This window comes from Stenotrophomonas sp. YJH_SMC_106-19, from assembly GCF_059368375.1.
Genome location: NZ_JCAFRQ010000009.1, coordinates 16,481 through 37,102 on the forward strand (window position 1 = coordinate 16,481; position 20,622 = coordinate 37,102).

Here is a 20,622-nt window from a genome sequence, read left to right on the forward strand (position 1 = left end):
CGTTCCGGCCCACCCGGGGCCGCCGCTTCAATGGTGTAACCCTGAAGTATAGCCGCCGCAGGCGACGATCAATGCCCGCGCAGGTCGCGCGGGCGGAAGCCCATGGCCAGCATCGCCAACAGATAGGTCAGGCCACCGCCCCCCACCAGCAGGATCAGGCCGCCGATCCGGTGCCATTTGTCCATCCCGGTGAAGGCCGGCATCCAGTACAGCAGGGCCAGCAGCACGCCGACCATGCACGCGCACGCCACCAGCAGCCGCACGAGGTAGCTGCCCCAGCCCGGCAGGCGCTGGTAGACATCGGTCTTGCCCAGCCAGTACCACAGCAGGCCCAGGTTCAGGTAACTGGACAACGCACTGGCAATGCCCAGCGCCAGATGCAGGCCGGGCTGCTTGCCGATGGCCGTCATCACACCCTGCGCCTTCAGCGCGTCCGGCACCATCACCTGATACAGCACGGCCAGCAGGACGAAGTTGAACACCATGTTGGCCACCAGCGCGGCCACGCCGGCACGTACCGGGGTGCGGGTATCCTGGCGGGCATAGAAGGCCGGCAGGACCACCTTCAACAGGGCGAAGGCCGGCAGGCCGAAGCTCAGGCCATACACCGACAGCGCGGTCATGCGGGTGTCGAAGGCGGTGAACTGGCGGTACTGGAACAGCGTGGCGATCAGCGGTTCAGCCAGCAGCACCAGGCCCAGCATGGCCGGCACCGAGATCAGCAGGGTCATGCGCAGGCCCCAGTCGAGCGAGCGCGAGAAGCCCTCGCGGTCGGTGCTGACGTGGTGGCGGGCCAACGCCGGCAGGATCACCGTGCCCAGGGCCACGCCGAACACCCCCAGCGGCAACTCCAGGAAGCGGTCGGCCAGGGACAGCCAGGACTGCGAGCCATCCGTCAGCTTGGCCGCGATCAGGGTGTCCAGCAGCAGGTTGATCTGCGCCACCGAGGAACCGAACAGGGTCGGCACCATCAGGGTCAGCACCTTGCGCACACCCGGGTGGTTCCAGCCCCAGCGCGGCAGGGTCAGCAGATTGATGCCCTTGAGCGAGGGCAGCTGGAACAGCAACTGCAGGATACCGGCCGCCAGCACGGCCCAGCCCAGCGCCAGGATCTGCTTTTCCGGGGTGCCGCCGAGTTGCGGCGCCAACCACAGCGCGCCGGCGATCATGCACAGGTTGAGGATGACCGGGGTCAGCGCTGGCATCGCGAAGCGCTGGAAGCTGTTCAGCGCCCCGCCGGCCAGCGCGGTGAGCGAGACGAACAACAGGAACGGGAAGGTCAGGCGGAACAGATCGACCAGCAGGGTCTGTTTGACCGGGTCGGTATCAGCGCCACTTGAGAACACCACCGCCAGCTGGGGAGCGAAGATCAACGCCAGCGCGGTGACCACCAGCAGCGTCCCGCCCAAGGTGCCCGCCACGCGTGACATCAGTTCGCGCAGTTCGGTGTGGCTGCGGGTCTCCTTCACCTCGGTGAACACCGGCACGAAGGCGGTGGCGAAGGAGCCTTCGGCGAACAGGCGGCGCAGGAAATTGGGTACCCTGAACGCCACCCAGAACGCATCGGTGACCGCATTGGTGCCGAACGTGGTGGTGATCACCTGGTCCCGGACAAGTCCGAGCACCCGCGAGACCATGGTCATGCTGCTGAACGACAGCAGGCCCCGCAACATCTTCGGTGAACTCACTCAACGTCCCTCTTGACAATCGACTTGACGTACATTTCCCGCGCCATCATACTAGCCAGCTTGCTGTTCCCATAACACCGATTTTTTCAGGAAACCACCACCGTGGCCAATATCAAGTCCGCCAAGAAGCGCGCCAAGCAGACCGTCGTGCGCAACGCGCGCAACGTGGCTCAGCGCTCGATGCTGCGCACCGCTGTCAAGAAAGTGATCAAGGCGCTGGACGCCAACGATGCCGCCGGCGCCGAAGCCGCCTTCGCCGTTGCCCAGCCGATCCTGGATCGCTTCAGCGCGCGTGGCCTGATCCACAAGAACAAGGCTGCTCGCCACAAGAGCCGCCTGAACGACCGCATCAAGGCCCTCAAGGCCGCCTGATCCGGTTGCCGCCGGGGCTGCCGTCCCGGCGACACGCAAAAGCCCGGCTTCGGCCGGGCTTTTTGTTGCCTGCACTCCGGGCCCTGCCCGCTTTCCGTAGAGCCGAGCCCATGCTCGGCTGCTGCCTGCATCGCAACCAACAAAAAAACCCGGCCGAAGCCGGGCTTTTCTGGCGGGAGCCACAACGCCCTTACTGCGCGTTGCGGGCCTCCAGCTCCTCTTCCTTCTGCCGATCGAAGAAGGCCATGATCCGGCTCATGATCGGGAAGGTACCTTCGCGCCCCAGGGCGGACACCAGGAACCAGGGCTCCTTCCAGCCCAGCTCGGCCACGATCTGTTCGGCCGCCGCCTTGGCCTCGTCCTCGAACATCAGGTCAGCCTTGTTCAGCACCAGCCAGCGCGGCTTTTGCAGCAGTTCCGGATCGTGCTTTTCCAGCTCGCGCTCGATCGCGCGCACCTGCTCGACCGGGGAGATGCCTTCCACGCCACCCTCCATCGGCGAGATGTCCACCAGGTGCAGCAGCAGGCGGGTGCGCTGCAGGTGGCGCAGGAACTGCGCGCCCAGGCCGGCACCGTCGGCCGCGCCCTCGATCAGGCCCGGAATGTCGGCAATCACGAAGCTGCGGTAGTTCTCGACCTTCACCACGCCCAGATTCGGGTACAGCGTGGTGAACGGGTAGTCGGCCACCTTCGGCGTCGCCGCCGAGACAGCGCGGATCAGGGTGCTCTTGCCGGCATTGGGGAAGCCCAGCAGACCGACGTCGGCCAGCAGCTTCAGTTCCAGCTTCAGCGTGCGCTCTTCGCCCGGCTCGCCCGGCAGCGCCTGGCGCGGCGAACGGTTGGTCGAGCTCTTGAAGTGCATGTTGCCCAGGCCGCCCCTGCCGCCCTTGGCCACCAGCAGGCGGTCGTTGTGCTGGGTCAGGTCGCCGATGATTTCATCGGTGGCGACGTTGATGACCACGGTGCCGACCGGCACGGTGATGGTCAGATCTTCGCCACCCTTGCCGTAGGCCTGCCGGCCCATGCCGTTCTCGCCGCGCTGCGCCCTGAAGATGCGGTCATGGCGGAAGTCGACCAGGGTGTTCAGGTTTTCGTCGGCGCGGATGTACACGCTGCCGCCCGCACCGCCGTCGCCGCCGTCCGGGCCGCCGAGCGGAATGAACTTCTCGCGACGGAAGCCAATGCAGCCGTTGCCGCCGTTGCCGGCGAACACTTCGATTTCTGCTTCGTCTACCAGTTTCATTGTTTCGATGCCTGCGATGGGCGCGGCCAACCTGCCGTCGCCTTGAATGTAATGCCAGCCGATGGCGGGCAACCCGGCGCAGCCGGTCTTGCTTTTACTCTAACGAAAAGCCCCGCCGAAGCGGGGCTCTTCATGCAGCATTCCCATGCCGGGGCACGGGTGCCGGCGGATGCCTGGATCAGGCTTCGGCCGAGACGATGCTGACGGTGCGACGCTTCTTCGGACCCTTGACCGAGAACTCCACCTTGCCGTCCACGAGGGCGAACAGGGTGTGGTCACGGCCCAGGCCGACGCCGGAACCCGGGTGGAACTGGGTGCCGCGCTGGCGCACGATGATGTTGCCTGCTTCGATGGCCTGGCCGCCGAAGATCTTGACGCCGAGGTACTTCGGGTTGGAGTCGCGACCGTTGCGCGAGGAGCCTACGCCCTTTTTATGTGCCATGACTGCTTCTCCTGATGCTTAGCCGGCGATGCCGGTGATCTCGATTTCGGTGTAGTACTGACGGTGACCCTGGCGCTTCATGTGGTGCTTGCGGCGACGGAACTTGATGATCCGGACCTTGTCAGCACGACCCTGGGACAGAACCTTGGCGGTGACGGCGGCGCCCTTCAGCGCATCGCCCAGCTTCACGCCATCGCTGTCGCCCAGCATCAGGATGTTGTCGAACTTGATCTCGCTGCCGACTTCGACTTCGAGCTTTTCAACGCGGAGCTTTTCGCCCTGCGCCACGCGGTATTGCTTACCGCCGGTGACCAGTACTGCGTACATGACCAGGCCTTCCTCTGTAGTTATTGTGGTCTGAGCTGCCGCCATCGAGGGCGGACAGGAGCGGAATTGTACGCAGATCAACGGCCGCGGGTCAAGTCAACCCCTGAACGGGCTGGGGGGCCCGGCCGGAACGGGGTCGGATCCCTTTTCACAACGTGAGAAGGGGATCTGACCCCCACCTGTCGGCCTGTCTCAGAAGGTGAGACACCGGGCTGGCATTGTCGCCCATTGCCCCCATCTGGTCACCTCGGTAGGCTGACCGATTGCCGTTCCCTGCTGGCCCGGCACCCAGCCAACGCCCCCACAACCGGATTCCCCATGGCGATGGATTTCATCCGCATCCGCGGCGCGCGGACGCACAACCTGAAGAACCTCGACCTCGACCTGCCCCGCGACAAGCTGATCGTGATCACCGGCCTGTCCGGCTCGGGCAAGTCGTCGCTGGCTTTCGACACGATCTACGCCGAAGGCCAGCGTCGCTACGTCGAGTCGCTGTCGGCCTACGCCCGGCAGTTCCTGAGCGTGATGGAGAAGCCGGACCTGGACCACATCGAGGGCCTGTCTCCGGCGATCTCGATCGAGCAGAAGTCGACGTCGCACAACCCGCGCTCGACGGTCGGCACGATCACCGAGATCTACGACTACCTGCGCCTGCTGTACGCCCGCGTCGGCACGCCGCGCTGCCCCGACCACGGCTATCCGCTGGAAGCGCAGACGGTCAGCCAGATGGTCGACCAGGTGCTGACGCTGGACCCGGAACAGCGCTACATGCTGCTGGCCCCGGTGATCCGCGATCGCAAGGGCGAACACGCGCAGGTATTCGACCAGCTGCGCGCACAGGGCTTCGTGCGCGTGCGCGTGGATGGCGAGCTGCATGAGATCGACGCGGTGCCGCCGCTGGCGCTGCGCCAGAAGCACACCATCGAGGCGGTGATCGACCGCTTCCGCCCGCGCGAGGACATCAAGCAGCGCCTGGCCGAGAGCTTCGAGACCGCGCTGAAACTCGGCGACGGCATGGCCTCGGTGCAGAGCCTGGACAACACCGCCAGCGCGCCGACCCTGTTCTCCTCCAAATACTCCTGCCCGGTCTGCGATTACTCGCTGCCGGAGCTGGAACCGCGCCTGTTCTCGTTCAACGCGCCGATGGGCGCCTGCCCCGGTTGTGATGGCCTGGGCATGGCCGAATTCTTCGATCCCTCGCGCGTGGTCGTGCATCCCGAGCTGTCCCTGGCCGCCGGCGCAGTACGTGGCTGGGACCGTCGCAATGCGTACTATTTCCAGCTGATCGCCTCGCTGGCACGTCACTACAAGTTCGACGTCGATGCCGCCTGGAACTCGCTGCCGGCCAAGGTGCAGCAGGCCGTGCTGTATGGCAGCGGCGAGGACGCAATCACGTTCACCTACTTCACCGAAGCCGGCGGCCGCACCCAGCGCAAGCACCGCTTCGAGGGCATCATTCCCAACCTGGAACGCCGCTACAAGGAAACCGAGTCGGCGGCCGTGCAGGAAGAGCTCGGCAAGTACATCAGCGAGCGCGCCTGCCCCGAGTGCAACGGTGCCCGCCTGAACAAGGCTGCGCGCAACGTGTTCGTGGCCGACCGGCCGCTGCCGGACCTGGTGGTGCTGCCGATCGACGAAGCCCTGAAGTTCTTCAGCGAACTGAGCCTGCCGGGCTGGCGTGGCGAGATCGCCTCGAAGATCGTCAAGGAGATCGGCGAACGCCTGGGCTTCCTGGTCGACGTGGGCCTGGACTACCTCACTCTGGAGCGCAAGGCCGATACCCTCTCCGGTGGCGAGGCACAGCGCATCCGCCTGGCCAGCCAGATCGGTGCCGGCCTGGTCGGCGTGATGTACGTGCTCGACGAGCCGTCGATCGGCCTGCACCAGCGCGACAACGAACGCCTGCTGGGCACCCTCACCCGCCTGCGCGACCTCGGCAACACGGTGATCGTGGTCGAGCATGACGAAGATGCGATCCGCCTGGCCGACTACGTGCTGGACATCGGCCCGGGCGCGGGCGTGCACGGTGGCGAGATCGTCGGCCAGGGCACCCTGCAGGACATCCTGGATGCACCCCGTTCGCTGACGGGCCAGTACCTGTCCGGCAAGCGCTCGATCGAGATCCCGGCGCGCCGGCACCGGCCGAATCCGAAGATGACCCTGCATCTGCGCGGCGCCAGCGGCAACAACCTGAAGGGGGTGGACCTGTCGATTCCCTCGGGCCTGCTGACCTGCGTGACCGGCGTGTCCGGCTCGGGCAAGTCGACGCTGATCAATGACACCCTGTTCTCGCTGGCCGCCAACGAGATCAACGGCTCCTCGCACCCGGTCGCCCCGTACAAGGAGATCGATGGCCTGGACCTGTTCGACAAGGTCGTGGACATCGACCAGTCGCCGATCGGCCGCACCCCGCGCTCGAACCCGGCCACCTACACCGGCCTGTTCACCCCGCTGCGCGAGCTGTTCGCACAGGTGCCCGAAGCGCGTGCGCGTGGTTATTCACCAGGTCGTTTCAGCTTCAACGTGCGCGGCGGACGCTGCGAGGCGTGCCAGGGTGATGGCCTGATCAAGGTCGAGATGCACTTCCTGCCGGACGTGTATGTGCCCTGCGATGTCTGCCACGGCAAGCGCTACAACCGCGAAACGCTGGAGATCCTGTACAAGGGCTTCAACATCAACGACGTGCTGGAAATGACCGTCGAAGATGCGCTGAAGCTGTTCGAGCCCGTGCCGTCGATCGCGCGCAAGCTGGAAACGCTGGTGGATGTCGGCCTGAGCTACATCAAGCTGGGACAGAGCGCGACCACGCTGTCCGGTGGTGAAGCGCAGCGCGTGAAGCTGTCCAAGGAGCTGTCGCGCCGCGATACCGGCCGCACCCTGTACATCCTCGATGAACCGACCACCGGCCTGCACTTCCACGACATCGAAGCGCTGCTGGGCGTGCTGCACAAGCTGCGCGACGAAGGCAACACGGTGGTGGTGATCGAGCACAACCTCGATGTGATCAAGACCGCCGACTGGATCGTCGACCTGGGGCCGGAAGGCGGCCACCGGGGTGGCACCATCCTGGTCACCGGCACGCCGGAAGACGTGGCCGCCTGCCCGCAGTCGTACACCGGGCAGTTCCTGGCACGCATGCTGCCGTCCACCAGTGCGCGCCCGGAGCAGCCGGCCGCCGTGGCCAACAAGCCCGACGCCCGGCCGCCGCGCAAGGTGAAGCCGGAGAAGGTGGCGAAGAAGGCCGTGGCCGCCAAGAGCACCGGCAAGGCCAGCAAGAGCACGACCAAGAAGAAGGACGCCTGATGAGCAGCGAACACAAGATCCTGGCCCGCATCCCGATCAGCGTGCGCTGGCGCGACATGGACAGCATGGGCCATGTGAACAACGCCAAGTACATCTCCTACCTGGAGGAAGCGCGCGTGCGCTGGATGCTGGGCGTGGAAGGCGTGTCGATGACCGACCGCATCGCGCCGGTGGTGGCCGCGACCAACGTCAACTACCGGCTGCCGATCGTGTGGCCCAACGACATCCTGGTCGAACTGTTCGTCGAGCGCCTGGGCAACAGCAGCGTCACCATCGGTCATCGCATCGTCGACCAGCAGGACGAGTCGAAGCTGTACTCCGATGGCAACGTGGTGGTGGTCTGGATGGATACCCAGACCGGCAAAAGCGCGCCGCTGCCGGACGCGATCCGCAGCGCATCGAGCTGATGCACTGCGGGTGGGTGCCGACCCGGGTCGGCCCCACCCCGCCGGGCATGGCCCGGCGCTACCGACGCCGGTCCGACCCTGATGCCCGGCGGAACGGGCGCTGCATCATGGAGCGGCCTTGCGTACCGTCAGCGTTGCGCTGGCGGTGCCACCGCCCTCCAGCTGCAACTGCAACGGCACGACCTGCCCTTCCTTCAAAGCTCCCTCGCCTTCCATCAGCATCAGGTGCAGGCCACCGGGCTTGAGCTCGGTGCGCGCCCCGGCTGCAATCGGCAGCCGTTCGACTTCGCGCATCCGGCTAACACCGTCGACCACGGTGGTCTCGTGCAGTGACACGTCGCCGAAGGCCCTGCTGCCCGCGCCCACCACCGTCACCGGCGCTGCGCAGCGGTTCACGATCGTCCCGTAACCCGCCGTCATCGGCATGGCCGGGTTCGGCGGCAGGCGCACCCAGCCCTGCTCCACCGTCACACAACGTGATTCCGCCGCCGCTGATGCGGACGCACACAGAAGCAACAGTACGCCAACGAATGGTTTGGTTATCATCGCCCACGTTCCTTCTTCGCAACGAGACCGCAGCATGACGACGCTCATCGAGGTGATCAACCATGGTCCCATCCGCGAACTGCGCCTGGCGCGGCCGCCGGTCAATGCGCTGGACACCGACCTGTGCCGACAGCTGATCCACGCCGTCGAGCAGGCCATGGCCGACGATGCGCACGGCATCGTGCTGTCCGGCAGCGAGCGCGTGTTCACCGGCGGCATGGACGTGCCACACCTGCTCTCCCACGGCGATGACAAGCACAAGCTGCTGGATACCTGGAATGCCTTCTTCGGCGCGGTACGTACGCTGGCCGAGAGCCGCATCCCGGTGGTCGCCGCGATCACCGGCCACGCCCCTGCCGGCGGTTGCGTGCTCGCCCTGTGCTGCGATTACCGGGTGATGGCGCGCAGCGCCGACCCGGCACGCCCGTATGCCATCGGACTGAACGAGGTGCAGGTCGGCCTGATCGCACCGGAAGGCATCCAGCGCCTGCTGCGCCGTACCGTCGGCGTGCACCGCGCGGGGGTGCTGCTCACCACCGGTGCCCTGGTGCCGGCCGAGCAGGCGCTGCAGATCGGCCTGGTCGACGAACTGGCCGAGGGCGATCTGGTGGTCGCCCGCGCCGTGGCCTGGCTGCAGAACCTGCTCAGGCAGCCGCGGCAGCCGATGCTGCTGACCCGCGCCGTGGCCCGCAATGACCTGCACGAAGCGCTGCACCCGGACCTGATCCAGCTGGACCGGTTCGTAGAGGCCTGGTTCGCCCCGGACGCACAGAATGCCCTGCAGGCGCTGGTGGCGCGGCTGGGCAAGTAACGGTCTCCGCGCTCTGGGGTCAGCCCCCTTCTGCAATGCGAAAGGGATCCGACCCCGGACCGGTATAATCAAGGCCTCTTCATTGTTGTGGCCGCCCCCTTGAACGACACGCCCGAACCCGTCGTCTCCGAGCTGATCGACCTGCTCACCCTGGAGCGGCTGGAGGACAACCTGTTCCGCGGACAAAGCCGCGACATCGGCACCAAGTACGTGTTCGGCGGGCAGGTGCTGGGCCAGGCGCTGGCCGCCGCCCAGGCCACGGTCGACAACGGGCGCCATGTGCATTCGCTGCACGCGTATTTCCTGCGGGCCGGCAACATCGACCATCCGATCGTCTACGACGTGGACCGCACCCGCGATGGCGGCAGCTTCTCCGTGCGCCGGGTGACCGCGATCCAGCATGGCAAGGTGATCTTCTTCTGTGCTGCCTCGTTCCAGCAGGCGGAGACCGGTGCCGAGCACCAGCACAAGATGCCCGAAGTGCCTCAACCGGAAGACATCGAGCCGAACCGCCCGTTGCCGGCCGAAGTGCTGGAGCGGCTGCCGATCAAAGTGCAGCGCTGGCTCTCGCGCGGTGGCCCGTTCGAGTTCCGCCACGTCTATCCCCGCGACGAACTGAATCCGCCCAAGCGCCCGCCCTATCACCAGGTCTGGATGCGGTTGAGCGAACCGGTCGGCGATGCCCCCGAGCTGCACCAGGCGCTGCTGGCCTACGCGTCCGACTTCCATCTGCTGGGCACGGCGACCTTCCCGCACGGTATCAGCTACTACCATCCGCACGTGCAGATGGCCTCGCTCGACCACGCGATCTGGTTCCACCGCCCGTTCCGCGCCGACGACTGGCTGCTCTATTCGCTGGACAGCCCCAGTGCGCAGGATTCGCGCGGCCTCGCCCGCGGCCAGTTCTTCACCCGTAATGGCGTGCTGGTGGCCAGCACGGCGCAGGAGGGCCTGATCCGCGTGGTTCCCGACCAGACTGCAGCGGCCGCCGTGCCGGCCAAGGACTGATCCGATGCGTCAGATCTTCAGCAGCCAGCGTGTGGAAACCGTCGAGGGCGTGGCCGAGCTCCTGCGCAGCCATGGCATCGAAGTGAAGGTGACCAATGGTCGCTCGTACAAGACCCGGCGGCGCGGCCAGTTCAGCTATACCGACCTGGGCAATACGCAGGGCTATCCAGCGGTCTGGATCGTGCGCGCCGACGACCAGCCACGTGCGCGCGACATCCTGCGCGATGCACGCCTGCTCGATACCACCCGCCGCGACCATCCCACGGCCGAGTTCGCGTTCCGCGACACGCCGGATGCCGGCAGCGGCGGGCGCAGCTGGGCCTGGCGGATCCGCATCGCACTGCTGGTGGTGATCGCTGGCGTGGCGCTGGTGATCGGCCTGCGCCACCGCGGTGGCCCGGCCCCCGCAGCACCCGCCCCCGCCCCACAGACGCAACCCCAGCAGCCCGCGCCGGAACAGGAAGAAGAGCGGGTCCGCATCCGGCCCGCGAACTGACGCGCCGGCAGCGCCGGGCCATCCCCGGCCACCGCAGCGGCCAGAAACCCCGCCGGGCATGACCCGGCCCTACCGGCAGGCGGGCCGGTCACATCGGGCGCGCAGCTCCGTCTTGGGACACAATCCAGCAGGAGCTGCCGCCATGACGACTTTCGCTGCAACGATCGACGAGACGCTTGAACGCGAGCTGCCGGCGGCCAGCAGTGGCTGCCAGCACGCCTATGGGCGCATCGTGCTCGCCTGCCAGAACACCGTGACCGCCATCGCCCTGGCCATCACCGGCGATCGCCAGGCCAGCGAGGACATCGCGCAGGAAGCGTTCGTGAAGGGCTGGCAGCAGCTGCACCAGCTGCGCAGTTCCACCAGCTTCCTGCCCTGGCTGCGGCAGATCACCCGCAACCTCGCGCGCGACTGGCTGCGTGCACAGCGCGGCAGGCCCCTGAGCGGCGAGGCCGCCGAAGTTGCGCTGGGCATGGCGGCCGACCCCTCGCCGACTGCCGCCGACCGCCTGCAGCGACTGGAAGAGGAGGTTGCCGCCGAGGACATCATCTCGGCGCTGCCCACCGACAGCCGCGAAGTCCTGCTGCTTTACTACCGGGAAGGTCAGCGCTCGCAGCAGGTGGCGGACCTGCTGGGCCTGAGTGATGCGGCGGTGCGCAAGCGCCTGTCGCGGGCCCGCGCGCAGGTCCGCGAGGGACTGCTGCAGCGCTTCGGCGAATTCGCGCGCAGCAGCGCACCCAGCGCTGCCTTCGCAACCACCGTGGTCTCGATGGTGCTGATCGCTGCGCCCGGCACGGCCAGTGCCGCGATCCTGCTCGGCACCGGTGTGGGCATTGGCGGCAGCAAGCTGGGGTTGGGCGGCGCCAGCGCAGCCGGCGGTACCGCGATGGGATCGCTGACAGCGGCGCTGGGGCACCTGCATCTGGTCCCGGCCCACAACTGGGCAGCGATCGCCGGTGCCGTGCTGGGCGGCGTGCTGGGCAGCTACCTGGGCGGTCGCTTCCTGCTGTCCTACGCCGAAACGGAACCGGAGCGGACCCAGGTCCGGCGCTTCGTCCATCTCAACACCTGGACCGTGATGGCCTGCTGCCTGTCCATACTGCTGGTCGTGCTGCTGCAGACGCCGGTATGGGTACACCTGGTGGTCATGGCCATCGGCCTGGGTGCGGTCAACTACCAGTGCCTGGGACCGCTGCAGCGCCTGATGCGGCCCTTGATCGTGCGCGACGCAGCGCGGCGCGGGCGGCAGGGCATCAACTGGAAGTACGAAGCGATGTACGGCCGCAGCGCCATCATCGCGATGAACCTGCTGGTGATCGCCCTGGTGGCCTATACGCTGCTCGACAGCGGTCGCCTGTAACGGACGACGCCGGCAGTCTGCCGGCGTCGTCGTTGAACGTTGCGCCGTGATCAGCGCTGCGGCTTCGGTGCGGCGCCGTCACGCGGCCCCCCGTGGCGCGGGCCGCCATGCATCGGGCCCTTCGCCGCATCGAATTCGGCCTTGCTCAACTGGCCGTCCTTGTTGGTGTCGGCAGCGGCGAACCAGGCGTCGCGATGCTGCTTCATGCGCAGCTCGCGATCCGCCTTGTCCAGATAGCCGTCCTTGTTGAGATCGAGCTGATCGAAACGTGCCGCCAGGCGCGGATCGGCCTTGGCCTCTTCGCGGCTGATGCGGCCGTCCTTGTCGGTGTCCAGCCTGGCCCAGCGCTCGCCGCCATGGCCGCCACGACGACCATGCTGCCAGCGCGGCATTTCATCGCGCGACAGCCTGCCGTCCTTGTTGCGGTCCAGTTCGTCGAACTTGGCCGCCAGACGTGGGTTGGCCGCGGCCTCGCTGCGGTCGATGACACCGTCGCCGTTGGTGTCCAGCTTGGCCGGACGCTGTGCCGGTGCGGTCGGGGGAGTCGCCGCCAGCGCGACACCGGAGGCGGACGTGGCAAGCAGCAGGGCCAGCAGCAGGGGGGTACGGATCATGAGGTCACTCCTGGGGATGAGGTTGCGTCGGGGTGATCACTTCACCCTCGAATGACAACAACGCCCGGCCGCGACGGCGGTTGACGCAACCGCCAGTTCCGTTCATCCGGCGGACAGTCGCGTTCATTGCGACACGCTGGGGCTATGCTGTGGCCATGGCGATCCACGGCGACAGAGACGACGAACTGCGGCTGTTCCAGACCGGCGAGCACCCCTGCGGGTACTGGCCGGACCGGGTGGCGCGCGACCTGGTGATGGATCCCCACGACCGTCGCCTGGGCGGCCTGTATCCACTCGCACTCAGCTGGGGCTTCCGCCGCAGCGGCGACCTGGTCTATCGGCCCCACTGCGCGCAGTGCCATGCCTGCGTGGCGGTACGGATTCCGGTGGCCCGGTTCGCGCCGGACCGCAGCCAGCGTCGCTGCGCCACCCGCAACGCCGACCTGGAGGTGCGGATCACCGCCGCCACTGCGCGCGAGGATCTGTTTGCCCTCTACCACCGCTATCTGGTGCACCGCCACGCCAACGGCGGCATGGACGATCATGGCCCGCACGAGTTCGAGCAGTTCCTGATCGGCAGCTGGTCGCACACCCGCTTCCTGGAGATGCGCCTGCCGGGCCACGATGACCGGCCCAGCCAGCTGCTCGGAGTGGCCGTCACCGATGTCACCGAGCACGGCCTTTCGGCGGTCTATACCTTCTTCGATCCAGACCACGCAGCGCGGGGACTGGGCACGTTCGCCATCCTGCAGCAGATCGAATGGGCGCGTCGCGAAGGACTGCCGCACGTCTATCTGGGCTACTGGATCCGTGAACACCAGAAAATGGACTACAAGCGCCGCTTCCGTCCGCTGGAGGCCTACGATGGCCGTCGCTGGCACGATTTCGACCTCGATCTGGACGGCCGCTGACAAACCGCTGACACCGGGCGGGGTGCACAATAGGCGGCATGAACACCCAACCCCTGATTCTTGCCCTGGCCCTGCTGTGTGGCGCTGCGGCCCCTGCTCTTGCCAGGACCCCTGCGATGACCGAAACACCGTCCGCATCGCTGCGCCTGGCCACCTACAACACGTCGCTGTACTCCGATGAGGCCGGCGGCCTGATCAGGGAGCTTGAAGGCGACAGCGCGCATGCGCGCAAGATTGCCGCCGTGCTGCAGCAGGTGCGCCCGGACCTGGTGCTGCTGAACGAATTCGATTTCGACGACGCCCATCGCGCCGCCGACCTGTTCCAGAAGCGCTACCTGGAAGTGGCGCAGCCGGGCGGCGGCGCGCCGCTGCACTTCGCCTACCGCTACCTGGCCCCGGTCAACACCGGCGTGCCCAGTGGCCTGGACCTGGACAACAACGGCGTGGTCGGCGGCGAAGGTCGCAGCCGTGGCAACGATGCCTGGGGCTACGGCCTGCACCCGGGCCAGTACGGCATGCTGGTGCTGTCGCGCTACCCGATCGATGAAGCCAGGGTACGCAGCTTCCAGCTGCTGAAGTGGAGCACGATGCCGGGCGCGATCCGTGCGGTCGATCCGCGCAGCGGGCAGAGCTTCTACAGCGACGCCGTGTGGTCGCAGCTGCGCCTGTCGTCGAAGTCGCACTGGGATGTACCGGTGCAGACCCCGGCAGGCGTGGTGCATGCGCTGGTCTCGCACCCGACGCCGCCGGTGTTCGACGGCCCGGAAAAGCGCAACGCGGCGCGCAACCACGACGAACTGCGCCTGTGGCAGGAGTATCTCACCGCGGGTGACAAGTCCTGGCTGTGCGACGACAAGGGCCAGTGCGGAGGTCTGGCGCAGGATGCACGCTTCGTGATCCTCGGCGATCTCAACAACGACCCGGTCGACGGCGATGGCCGCCACGAGGCGATCGTCGAACTGATCGAGAACGCACGCGTATTGCGCTACCCCACCCCGCGCAGCGCGGGGGGTGAGGAAACCAGCCTCGCCTATGCCGCCAAGGGCATCGTGCGCAAGGGTGCGCCTTTCTACGCCACCGGCGACTTTGGCCCGAAGTCCGGCACCCTGCGACTGGATTACGTGCTGCCTTCCACCGGGTTCCAGTACGTGGGCAGCGGCGTGTTCTGGCCAGCCAGCAACAGCCCTGAAGCGAAGATTGCCGACGGCAGCGACCACCACCTGGTGTGGGTGGATGTGAAGTGACCCCAGGCGCCAGGCGCGCTGCTCTGCCTTGCAGAAAGCCGCCGGGCGCGGCCCGGCGCTACCGGCTTACGGGCGCAGCTCGACGCCGATGGCGTCGGCGGCATCACGGGCGATCGAGCGCGCCTCGTCGATGGTGTCGGCGCGCGCCAGGGTGACGCCGACACGGCGCTGACCGTGCACGCTCGGCTTGCCGAACAGGCGCACGGCCGTATCCGGCACCTGCAGTGCGGCCGCGACGTTGTTGAAGTACGGCACGCCTTCGCCCTGCGCCAGCAATGCACAGGATGCCGACGGACCACTCTGGCGGATCACCGGAACCGGCAGGCCCAGGATGGCGCGTGCGTGCAGCGCGAACTCGCTCAGTTCCTGCGATACCAGCGTCACCAGGCCAGTGTCGTGCGGGCGCGGGGACACTTCGCTGAACCACACTTCATCGCCCTTCACGAACAGCTCCACGCCGAACAGGCCCCAGCCACCCAGGTCATCGGTGATCGCACGCGAGATCTCCTCCGCGCGCGCCAGCGCCTTGTCCGACATCGGCTGCGGCTGCCAGCTCTCGCGGTAATCGCCGTCCTTCTGCAGATGACCGATCGGCGCGCAGAACGAGGTGCCTGCCGCGTGGCGCACGGTCAGCAGAGTGATCTCGTAGTCGAAATCGATGAATCCCTCGACGATGCAGCGGCCGGCGCCCGCGCGGCCGCCGGTCTGCGCATACTCCCAGGCCGGCGCGATGTCCGCTTCGCTGCGCAGCGTGCTCTGTCCCTTGCCCGAGGAGGACATCACCGGCTTGACCACGCACGGCAGGCCGATGGCGGCCACGGCGGCGCGGTACTCCGCCTCGGTATCGACAAAGCGGTAGGGCGAGGTTGGCAGGCCCAGCGTCTCGGCGGCCAGGCGGCGGATGCCCTCACGGTCCATGGTCAGGCGTGCGGCACGCGCGGTGGGGATCACCCGCAGGCCCTGCTCCTGTTCCAGCTGTACCAGCGTCTCGGTGTGGATCGCCTCGATCTCCGGCACCACCAGGTGGGGCTGTTCCTGGGCGATCAGCGCGCGCAGCGCCATCGCGTCCAGCATGTCGATCACGTGCGAACGATGCGCGACCTGCATGGCGGGCGCATCGGCGTAGCGGTCGGCGGCGATCACCTCCACGCCCAGCCGCTGCAGCTCGATGGCCACTTCCTTGCCGAGTTCGCCCGAGCCCAGCAGCAGCACACGGGTGGCGGAGGGCGAGAGGGGGGTTCCGAGCTTGGCCATGGAGGGGTCCGGCAGTGATGTGAAGGCGGGTGGGCATTCTAGCCGGTCCAGCGGCGGTTCCCGACGAACGGTAGTCGCCATCTGATATCAATTTGATATCGTCGCCTCGAACCCTCAAGGACGTACTGCCATGAAAGAGAAGTCGCTGTCCTCCCTCAACGGCCTGGGCACTCTGGCGGGCGCATTGCTCGTCGCCGTCTTCGGCGGTGTGCTGTTCGTGCTGGGCATCGCCGCCAAGGCGTCGACCGGCTCCCCCAACCTGCTGATGATGCTGGTTGGCGCGCTGGTCGCGGTGGTGGCGCTGTTCGCGCTGGCGGGCCTGTACACCGTGCAGCCGAACCAGGCCGCGGTGGTGAGCCTGTTCGGCAAGTACGTCGGCACCGTGAAAGACAATGGCCTGCGCTGGAACAACCCCTTCTACAGCAAGCGCCACGTCAGCCAGCGCGTGCGCAATTTCGAAAGCGGCAAGCTGAAGGTCAACGAGCTCGATGGCAGCCCGATCGAGATCGCCGCAGTGATCGTCTGGCAGGTGGTCGATGCCTCCGAAGCGGTCTACAACGTGGACGACTACGAGAGCTTCGTGCACATCCAGTCCGAATCGGCGCTGCGCGCGATGGCCACCAGCTATCCCTACGACCAGCATGAAGAGGGCCAGCTGGCGCTGCGCAGCCACGCCAGCGAGATCTCCCAGCACCTGAAGAACGAGTTGGCCGAGCGCCTGGCCGACGCCGGCGTGCAGGTGATCGACGCACGCATCAGCCACCTGGCCTATGCTGCCGAAATCGCCCAGGCCATGCTGCAGCGCCAGCAGGCCAACGCGGTGATCGCGGCACGCACGCGCATCGTTGCCGGTGCGGTCGGCATGGTCGAGATGGCCCTGGGCGAACTGCAGAAGAACGGCGTGGTGCAGCTGGACGAGGAACGCAAGGCGCACATGGTCAGCAACCTGTTGACCGTGCTGTGTTCGGACCGGGGCACGCAGCCGATCGTCAACGCCGGTTCGCTGTACTGAATCACCCTCGCAACGGGGCGCCCCACCGCCCCGCCAGGAGCATCCATGAGCGAGAAGAAAGCCTATCCACTGCGCATCAACGCCGACGTCCTGGCCGCGGCGCAGCGCTGGGCCGACGACGAACTGCGCAGCCTCAACGCGCAGATCGAGTACCTGCTGCGCGACGCGCTGCGCAAGGCCGGCAGGCTGCCGCATCCCAAGCCACCTCAGGAGGAGAAGGAATGAGCAAGCGCTGGACGTACCAGACCCTGGAAGTGCCCTCGACGCTGATGGGCAGCATGAAGACCGAAGCCGTGCAGGAGGCGTTGAACAAGCAGGGCCAGCTTGGCTGGGAGCTGGTCAACATCGTGATCCCCGCGCCGATGAGCGCAGCGGTGCTGGTCTTCAAGAAGGAGCTCTGACCATGAAGACCCGCCGTTCGCTGTTCGCCCTTTCACTGGCGCTGCTGAGCGGTGGCGCATTCGCCGCCGAACCGCGGCAGGTTGCCGCCCGCTTGCTGGACCACCTGCAGGCCGGCCGCATCGCCGATGCAGAGGCGATGCTGACCCCGCAGATGGCCCGTGCCGTTCCCGCCGAGAAGCTCGACAGCGTGTGGCGGTCCCTGGGCGAACTGCAGCAGCGGGGCCAGGCCCGCAGCAGCGAGCAGCAGGGCCTGCACCTGGTGGAAGTGCCGCTGCAGTTCACCGGTGGCGCGGTGATCGCGCAGGTGGCCGTGGATGCACAGGACAAGGTCGCCGGCCTGCTGCTGCGCCCCGCCCCCGCGGCCAAGGCACCGCCGCCGCCGGCCGATGCGACCTACAGCGAAGTTGATTTCAGTGTGCCGCAGACACGCGGTGCGCTGCCCGGCACGCTGGCGCTGCCCAAGGGCAAAGGCCCGTTCCCGGCAGTGGTGCTGGTGCACGGCTCGGGCCCGCAGGACCGTGACGAAACCATCGGCGGCAACCGTCCCTTCCTCGATATCGCCCGTGGCCTCGCCGCGCACGGAATCGCGGTACTGCGCTACGACAAGCGCACTCTCGCCCGGCCCCAGGATTTCCAGAGCGGCACCTTCACTGTCGATGACGAATCCACCGACGATGCGGTGGCGGCACTGGAGGCCGTCGCCAGCGACCCGCGCATCGACGGCCGCCGCGTGTTCGTGCTCGGCCACAGCCAGGGCGGCATGCTTGCGCCACGCATCGCCAGCCGCTGGCCACAGGCGCGTGGCGCCATCCTGTGGGCCGCTCCCGCGCGCACGCTGCTGGACCTGCTGCCGGAACAGAACCGCTACCTGCTGAGCCTGGACGGCGACATCAGCGCGGCCGGTCAGGCGCTGCTGGACAAACTGGACAGCCAGATCGCCGCAGCACGTGGCAGCACGCCGGTACCCGCCAGCGAACTGCCACTCGGCGTTCCGCAGTCCTTCTGGAAGAGCATCGAAGCCGTAGATGCCCGCGCCGATGCACAGCGGCTGCGCGCACCGCTGCTGATGCTGCATGGCGGGCGCGATTTCCAGGTTCCCGATGCCGACTGGGCACTCTGGCAGAAGGCCCTCGCCCGGCGCGACGATGTGCAGTGGCGGACCTATCCGGCGCTGAACCACATCGGCATCGCTGGCAGCGGCCCGAGTTCGTTGAAGGAGTACACCCGGCCCGGCCATGTCGATGCGGGGTTGATCGATGACATCGCCCGATGGGTGGAGGCACAACGATGAGCCCCAATGAAGCCCGTCCGTTCGAGCTGGCTGGCAGTTCACCCCTGCGCGTGCTGTGGGTGCTGTTGCCGGTGCTGGCCGTGCTGGTCATCAGCGTGTACGTGCAGTTCAGCCGCACGCGTGCGCCTGCACCATGGATGGAAGTCACCCTGTCGCCGCCGTTCTTCCTGATGAACGGCAGCGCGGCATGGAGCATCGCCGTGCTGGTGCTGATCGGCGTGGGCCTGGGCACTTCGTTCTTCCGCCGCCGCGTGGAGCTGGTGGGTGGCGTGCTGGATGTGCGCTCGACGCTGTACCGGCGGCGTACACCGGTGCGCGACATGCTGCTGGACCAGGCCGAGGTGGTGGACCTGGCGCAGGACCGCCGCTATGGCATCCGCTTCAAGACCAACGGCTACTCGATGCCCGGCTTCTATTCCGGGCATATGCGGCTGCAGGGCGGCGGCAAGGGCTTCGCCCTGGTCACCGACCGTCACCGCACGCTGGCGATCCCGGTGCGCGGCGGCAGCACCCTGCTGCTGAGCATGGAACGCCCACAGGCATTGCTTGACGCCCTGCGCAAGGTGGCCGCAGCCGCGCCACGGCAGTAAGCTGCGGACATGCATCGCCGACCGCTGCTGCTGCTGAACACCGAGGCCATCGAACTGTGGCCGGCCGATCTGCTGCGCGCGCGCAGCAACCTCGATGCACGCCTGCTGGCGCGGGCCCGCTGGGTGCTGCGGCGCAAGCGCGATGGCCGCTATCTGGCCGCCGTGCTGGCGCAGGGCGTTCATTCGCTGGTGCCGCGCCTACCGCACGAGCCTGGCGTGGAGGAGGCGCTGGCACTGCTGGATGCCCGCGCGTCACGCCCTTTCGCTGCGGCACTGGAGCAGCGATGGCTGCCCCTGGCGGGCTTGCAGCAACGCCTGCAGCACCTTGGCCTGGATGCGCAGGGTTACGCGGATGACACCGGGCTGCCGCTGGAAGCCGAGCCGTGCCTGCTGCATTTCGCCGGCCGCGATCGCTTTTCGCGGCCCCTGTGGTTGCGCCGCGACGCGGCGCAGGGGTGGCGGCGGATGCGCCTGCACGCGGCCCGCGATGGCGTTGCCCTGGATGCCATTTCCGGCTTCCGCAGCCATGCGTACCAGTTGGGAATCTTCGAGCGGAAGCGCGGCCGCGGCCTGAGCGTGGCGGAGATCCTGAAGGTCAACGCCGCGCCGGGCTTCAGCGAACATCACAGCGGGCACGCACTGGATATCGGCACCCCGGGCGATGCACCTGCAGAGGAATCGTTCGAGCGTACCGACGCGTTCGCGTGGCTGCAGGCGCACGCCCGCGGGCATGGATTCCACCTGAGCTACCCGCGCGGCAACCCGCACGGGATCGTCTACGAGCCCTGGCACTGGTGCTGGAGACCGGCCAACGGCTGAGCCCCTCCCCGCACTGCCCTCACCGCCGCAGGGCGTCGATCGCCAGCAGCACCCATCCCACCATCAGGCTGGTGCCGCCCACAGGCGCCAGCCGGGTAGGCCACTGCCAGAGCGCGCTGCCCACCAGGCTGCCGGAGAACAGCACGACGCCCAGCAGCAGCACGTACAGCGCCAGATGTGCGATCACGCCCTGCGCGCGCCGTCCCACCGCAACCAGCACGGCACCATGGGCGAACGCATACAGCGCCGCCATGTTCAGATGCTGCTGCGCCTGCGGATCGGACACGCCATGCGAGGCATAGGCCGACAGGCCGATCGAAGCGGCCGCCAACAGCGCACCGATGCAGGCCAGCAGCGAGGGCTTACGCGCACGTCGTTCCAGATTGAACATGACTGCTCCTTGCGCGGCGCCCGCCCGGCGGCGGACGCGGGATGAAAAAAAACGCGCCGCAGGAAGCGGCGCGTTTTCGTGTCCAACACTA

Annotated in this window: 23 protein-coding genes; 15 read left to right on the plus strand and 8 right to left on the minus strand. The window is 67.5% G+C overall.

Features of this window, described 5'->3' with window-relative positions; translation table 11 throughout:
- Window positions 1–68: 68 nt before the first annotated feature.
- Window positions 69–1,673 (minus strand): murein biosynthesis integral membrane protein MurJ, encoded by a 1,605-nt coding sequence (gene murJ / locus AC5P5M_RS17930; protein WP_197572075.1) that lies wholly within the window; start codon window positions 1,671–1,673, stop codon window positions 69–71.
- Between the two features lie 117 nt (window positions 1,674–1,790).
- Here murJ and rpsT point away from each other — a divergent pair, with 117 nt between their 5' ends.
- Window positions 1,791–2,060, plus strand: coding sequence for a 30S ribosomal protein S20 (gene rpsT, locus AC5P5M_RS17935; protein ID WP_005408560.1), 270 nt, complete (start codon window positions 1,791–1,793; stop codon window positions 2,058–2,060).
- 190 nt (window positions 2,061–2,250) lie between these two features.
- Here rpsT and cgtA read toward each other — a convergent pair whose 3' ends face one another.
- From cgtA to rplU, 3 genes are all read right to left on the minus strand, one after another.
- Entirely contained in the window at window positions 2,251–3,303 is a 1,053-nt protein-coding gene (gene cgtA / locus AC5P5M_RS17940) for an Obg family GTPase CgtA (protein WP_065181115.1), read from the minus strand.
- 178 nt (window positions 3,304–3,481) lie between these two features.
- Complete coding sequence (gene rpmA / locus AC5P5M_RS17945; RefSeq protein ID WP_053516127.1) at window positions 3,482–3,745, minus strand: 50S ribosomal protein L27; 264 nt, start codon at window positions 3,743–3,745, stop codon at window positions 3,482–3,484.
- A gap of 18 nt (window positions 3,746–3,763) precedes the next feature.
- Window positions 3,764–4,072 (minus strand): 50S ribosomal protein L21, encoded by a 309-nt coding sequence (gene rplU / locus AC5P5M_RS17950; RefSeq protein ID WP_006424709.1) that lies wholly within the window; start codon window positions 4,070–4,072, stop codon window positions 3,764–3,766.
- A gap of 318 nt (window positions 4,073–4,390) precedes the next feature.
- Between rplU and uvrA the strand changes: the two genes are divergently transcribed.
- Both uvrA and AC5P5M_RS17960 read left to right on the plus strand, forming a co-directional pair.
- Window positions 4,391–7,375: an excinuclease ABC subunit UvrA gene (gene uvrA, locus AC5P5M_RS17955; protein WP_053516129.1), complete on the plus strand. Its 2,985-nt coding sequence runs from the start codon at window positions 4,391–4,393 to the stop codon at window positions 7,373–7,375.
- Complete coding sequence (locus AC5P5M_RS17960) at window positions 7,375–7,782, plus strand: acyl-CoA thioesterase (RefSeq protein ID WP_053516131.1); 408 nt, start codon at window positions 7,375–7,377, stop codon at window positions 7,780–7,782. Before uvrA ends, AC5P5M_RS17960 begins: the two co-directional genes overlap by 1 nt.
- A 105-nt stretch (window positions 7,783–7,887) precedes the next feature.
- Here the strand turns inward: AC5P5M_RS17960 and AC5P5M_RS17965 are convergent, their stop codons facing one another.
- Window positions 7,888–8,328, minus strand: a complete 441-nt coding sequence (locus tag AC5P5M_RS17965; protein ID WP_459062767.1) for a copper chaperone PCu(A)C — start codon at window positions 8,326–8,328, stop codon at window positions 7,888–7,890.
- A 34-nt stretch (window positions 8,329–8,362) separates the two neighbouring features.
- Here AC5P5M_RS17965 and AC5P5M_RS17970 point away from each other — a divergent pair, with 34 nt between their 5' ends.
- The 4 genes from AC5P5M_RS17970 to AC5P5M_RS17985 all read left to right on the plus strand — a co-directional run bounded on the left by AC5P5M_RS17970 (window position 8,363) and on the right by AC5P5M_RS17985 (window position 12,003).
- Window positions 8,363–9,139, plus strand: a complete 777-nt coding sequence (locus AC5P5M_RS17970; protein ID WP_053516135.1) for an enoyl-CoA hydratase/isomerase family protein — start codon at window positions 8,363–8,365, stop codon at window positions 9,137–9,139.
- Window positions 9,140–9,226: 87 nt separating this feature from the next.
- Window positions 9,227–10,147: an acyl-CoA thioesterase II gene (tesB, locus tag AC5P5M_RS17975; protein WP_414487809.1), complete on the plus strand. Its 921-nt coding sequence runs from the start codon at window positions 9,227–9,229 to the stop codon at window positions 10,145–10,147.
- A gap of 4 nt (window positions 10,148–10,151) precedes the next feature.
- Window positions 10,152–10,643 (plus strand): pathogenicity-like protein, encoded by a 492-nt coding sequence (locus AC5P5M_RS17980; RefSeq protein ID WP_495206227.1) that lies wholly within the window; start codon window positions 10,152–10,154, stop codon window positions 10,641–10,643.
- Window positions 10,644–10,785: 142 nt separating this feature from the next.
- Entirely contained in the window at window positions 10,786–12,003 is a 1,218-nt protein-coding gene (locus tag AC5P5M_RS17985) for an RNA polymerase sigma factor (RefSeq protein WP_065182362.1), read from the plus strand.
- Window positions 12,004–12,053: 50 nt separating this feature from the next.
- Here the strand turns inward: AC5P5M_RS17985 and AC5P5M_RS17990 are convergent, their stop codons facing one another.
- On the minus strand, window positions 12,054–12,617 hold the full coding sequence (locus tag AC5P5M_RS17990; protein ID WP_065182363.1) for an EF-hand domain-containing protein: 564 nt from the start codon (window positions 12,615–12,617) through the stop codon (window positions 12,054–12,056).
- Between the two features lie 155 nt (window positions 12,618–12,772).
- Between AC5P5M_RS17990 and AC5P5M_RS17995 the strand changes: the two genes are divergently transcribed.
- Window positions 12,773–13,528, plus strand: a complete 756-nt coding sequence (locus AC5P5M_RS17995) for an arginyltransferase (protein ID WP_495206228.1) — start codon at window positions 12,773–12,775, stop codon at window positions 13,526–13,528.
- 38 nt (window positions 13,529–13,566) lie between these two features.
- Complete coding sequence (locus tag AC5P5M_RS18000; RefSeq protein ID WP_495206229.1) at window positions 13,567–14,772, plus strand: endonuclease/exonuclease/phosphatase family protein; 1,206 nt, start codon at window positions 13,567–13,569, stop codon at window positions 14,770–14,772.
- A gap of 66 nt (window positions 14,773–14,838) precedes the next feature.
- On the opposite strand, the gene purT is transcribed toward AC5P5M_RS18000, so the two are convergent.
- Window positions 14,839–16,026 carry a formate-dependent phosphoribosylglycinamide formyltransferase gene (gene purT / locus AC5P5M_RS18005; protein WP_053516148.1) on the minus strand — a complete coding sequence of 396 codons (1,188 nt, stop codon included), beginning with the start codon at window positions 16,024–16,026 and terminating at the stop codon, window positions 14,839–14,841.
- Window positions 16,027–16,156: 130 nt separating this feature from the next.
- Here purT and AC5P5M_RS18010 point away from each other — a divergent pair, with 130 nt between their 5' ends.
- From AC5P5M_RS18010 to AC5P5M_RS18035, 6 genes are read left to right on the plus strand one after another with little or no spacing between them, the layout of a single operon-like run.
- A complete protein-coding gene (locus AC5P5M_RS18010; protein ID WP_053516150.1) occupies window positions 16,157–17,038 on the plus strand; it encodes an SPFH domain-containing protein in 882 nt (293 codons plus the stop codon).
- Window positions 17,039–17,083: 45 nt separating this feature from the next.
- Window positions 17,084–17,263, plus strand: coding sequence for a type II toxin-antitoxin system antitoxin (locus AC5P5M_RS18015; protein ID WP_053516152.1), 180 nt, complete (start codon window positions 17,084–17,086; stop codon window positions 17,261–17,263).
- Window positions 17,260–17,439: a DUF4177 domain-containing protein gene (locus AC5P5M_RS18020; RefSeq protein WP_053516154.1), complete on the plus strand. Its 180-nt coding sequence runs from the start codon at window positions 17,260–17,262 to the stop codon at window positions 17,437–17,439. The genes AC5P5M_RS18015 and AC5P5M_RS18020 overlap by 4 nt, the downstream gene beginning before the upstream one ends.
- 2 nt (window positions 17,440–17,441) lie before the next feature.
- On the plus strand, window positions 17,442–18,731 hold the full coding sequence (locus AC5P5M_RS18025) for an alpha/beta hydrolase (protein ID WP_495206230.1): 1,290 nt from the start codon (window positions 17,442–17,444) through the stop codon (window positions 18,729–18,731).
- Window positions 18,728–19,321 carry a PH domain-containing protein gene (locus tag AC5P5M_RS18030; RefSeq protein WP_053516158.1) on the plus strand — a complete coding sequence of 198 codons (594 nt, stop codon included), beginning with the start codon at window positions 18,728–18,730 and terminating at the stop codon, window positions 19,319–19,321. Before AC5P5M_RS18025 ends, AC5P5M_RS18030 begins: the two co-directional genes overlap by 4 nt.
- A gap of 9 nt (window positions 19,322–19,330) precedes the next feature.
- Window positions 19,331–20,140 carry a M15 family metallopeptidase gene (locus AC5P5M_RS18035; RefSeq protein WP_053516160.1) on the plus strand — a complete coding sequence of 270 codons (810 nt, stop codon included), beginning with the start codon at window positions 19,331–19,333 and terminating at the stop codon, window positions 20,138–20,140.
- Window positions 20,141–20,159: 19 nt separating this feature from the next.
- Here AC5P5M_RS18035 and AC5P5M_RS18040 read toward each other — a convergent pair whose 3' ends face one another.
- On the minus strand, window positions 20,160–20,531 hold the full coding sequence (locus AC5P5M_RS18040) for a DUF423 domain-containing protein (RefSeq protein ID WP_065182368.1): 372 nt from the start codon (window positions 20,529–20,531) through the stop codon (window positions 20,160–20,162).
- Window positions 20,532–20,622: the final 91 nt, after the last annotated feature.

Excerpts from the sequence above, each read along its gene's own strand:
- murJ (WP_197572075.1), bottom strand. The coding sequence starts at position 1,673 with ATGTTGCGGGGCCTGCTGTCGTTCAGCAGCATGACCATGGTCTCGCGG.
- cgtA (WP_065181115.1), bottom strand. The coding sequence starts at position 3,303 with ATGAAACTGGTAGACGAAGCAGAAATCGAAGTGTTCGCCGGCAACGGC.
- rpmA (WP_053516127.1), bottom strand. The coding sequence starts at position 3,745 with ATGGCACATAAAAAGGGCGTAGGCTCCTCGCGCAACGGTCGCGACTCC.
- rplU (WP_006424709.1), bottom strand. The coding sequence starts at position 4,072 with ATGTACGCAGTACTGGTCACCGGCGGTAAGCAATACCGCGTGGCGCAG.
- uvrA (WP_053516129.1), top strand. The coding sequence starts at position 4,391 with ATGGCGATGGATTTCATCCGCATCCGCGGCGCGCGGACGCACAACCTG.
- AC5P5M_RS17960 (WP_053516131.1), top strand. The coding sequence starts at position 7,375 with ATGAGCAGCGAACACAAGATCCTGGCCCGCATCCCGATCAGCGTGCGC.
- AC5P5M_RS17965 (WP_459062767.1), bottom strand. The coding sequence starts at position 8,328 with ATGATAACCAAACCATTCGTTGGCGTACTGTTGCTTCTGTGTGCGTCC.
- AC5P5M_RS17970 (WP_053516135.1), top strand. The coding sequence starts at position 8,363 with ATGACGACGCTCATCGAGGTGATCAACCATGGTCCCATCCGCGAACTG.
- AC5P5M_RS17980 (WP_495206227.1), top strand. The coding sequence starts at position 10,152 with ATGCGTCAGATCTTCAGCAGCCAGCGTGTGGAAACCGTCGAGGGCGTG.
- AC5P5M_RS17985 (WP_065182362.1), top strand. The coding sequence starts at position 10,786 with ATGACGACTTTCGCTGCAACGATCGACGAGACGCTTGAACGCGAGCTG.
- AC5P5M_RS17990 (WP_065182363.1), bottom strand. The coding sequence starts at position 12,617 with ATGATCCGTACCCCCCTGCTGCTGGCCCTGCTGCTTGCCACGTCCGCC.
- AC5P5M_RS17995 (WP_495206228.1), top strand. The coding sequence starts at position 12,773 with ATGGCGATCCACGGCGACAGAGACGACGAACTGCGGCTGTTCCAGACC.
- AC5P5M_RS18000 (WP_495206229.1), top strand. The coding sequence starts at position 13,567 with ATGAACACCCAACCCCTGATTCTTGCCCTGGCCCTGCTGTGTGGCGCT.
- purT (WP_053516148.1), bottom strand. The coding sequence starts at position 16,026 with ATGGCCAAGCTCGGAACCCCCCTCTCGCCCTCCGCCACCCGTGTGCTG.
- AC5P5M_RS18010 (WP_053516150.1), top strand. The coding sequence starts at position 16,157 with ATGAAAGAGAAGTCGCTGTCCTCCCTCAACGGCCTGGGCACTCTGGCG.
- AC5P5M_RS18015 (WP_053516152.1), top strand. The coding sequence starts at position 17,084 with ATGAGCGAGAAGAAAGCCTATCCACTGCGCATCAACGCCGACGTCCTG.
- AC5P5M_RS18020 (WP_053516154.1), top strand. The coding sequence starts at position 17,260 with ATGAGCAAGCGCTGGACGTACCAGACCCTGGAAGTGCCCTCGACGCTG.
- AC5P5M_RS18025 (WP_495206230.1), top strand. The coding sequence starts at position 17,442 with ATGAAGACCCGCCGTTCGCTGTTCGCCCTTTCACTGGCGCTGCTGAGC.
- AC5P5M_RS18030 (WP_053516158.1), top strand. The coding sequence starts at position 18,728 with ATGAGCCCCAATGAAGCCCGTCCGTTCGAGCTGGCTGGCAGTTCACCC.
- AC5P5M_RS18035 (WP_053516160.1), top strand. The coding sequence starts at position 19,331 with ATGCATCGCCGACCGCTGCTGCTGCTGAACACCGAGGCCATCGAACTG.
- AC5P5M_RS18040 (WP_065182368.1), bottom strand. The coding sequence starts at position 20,531 with ATGTTCAATCTGGAACGACGTGCGCGTAAGCCCTCGCTGCTGGCCTGC.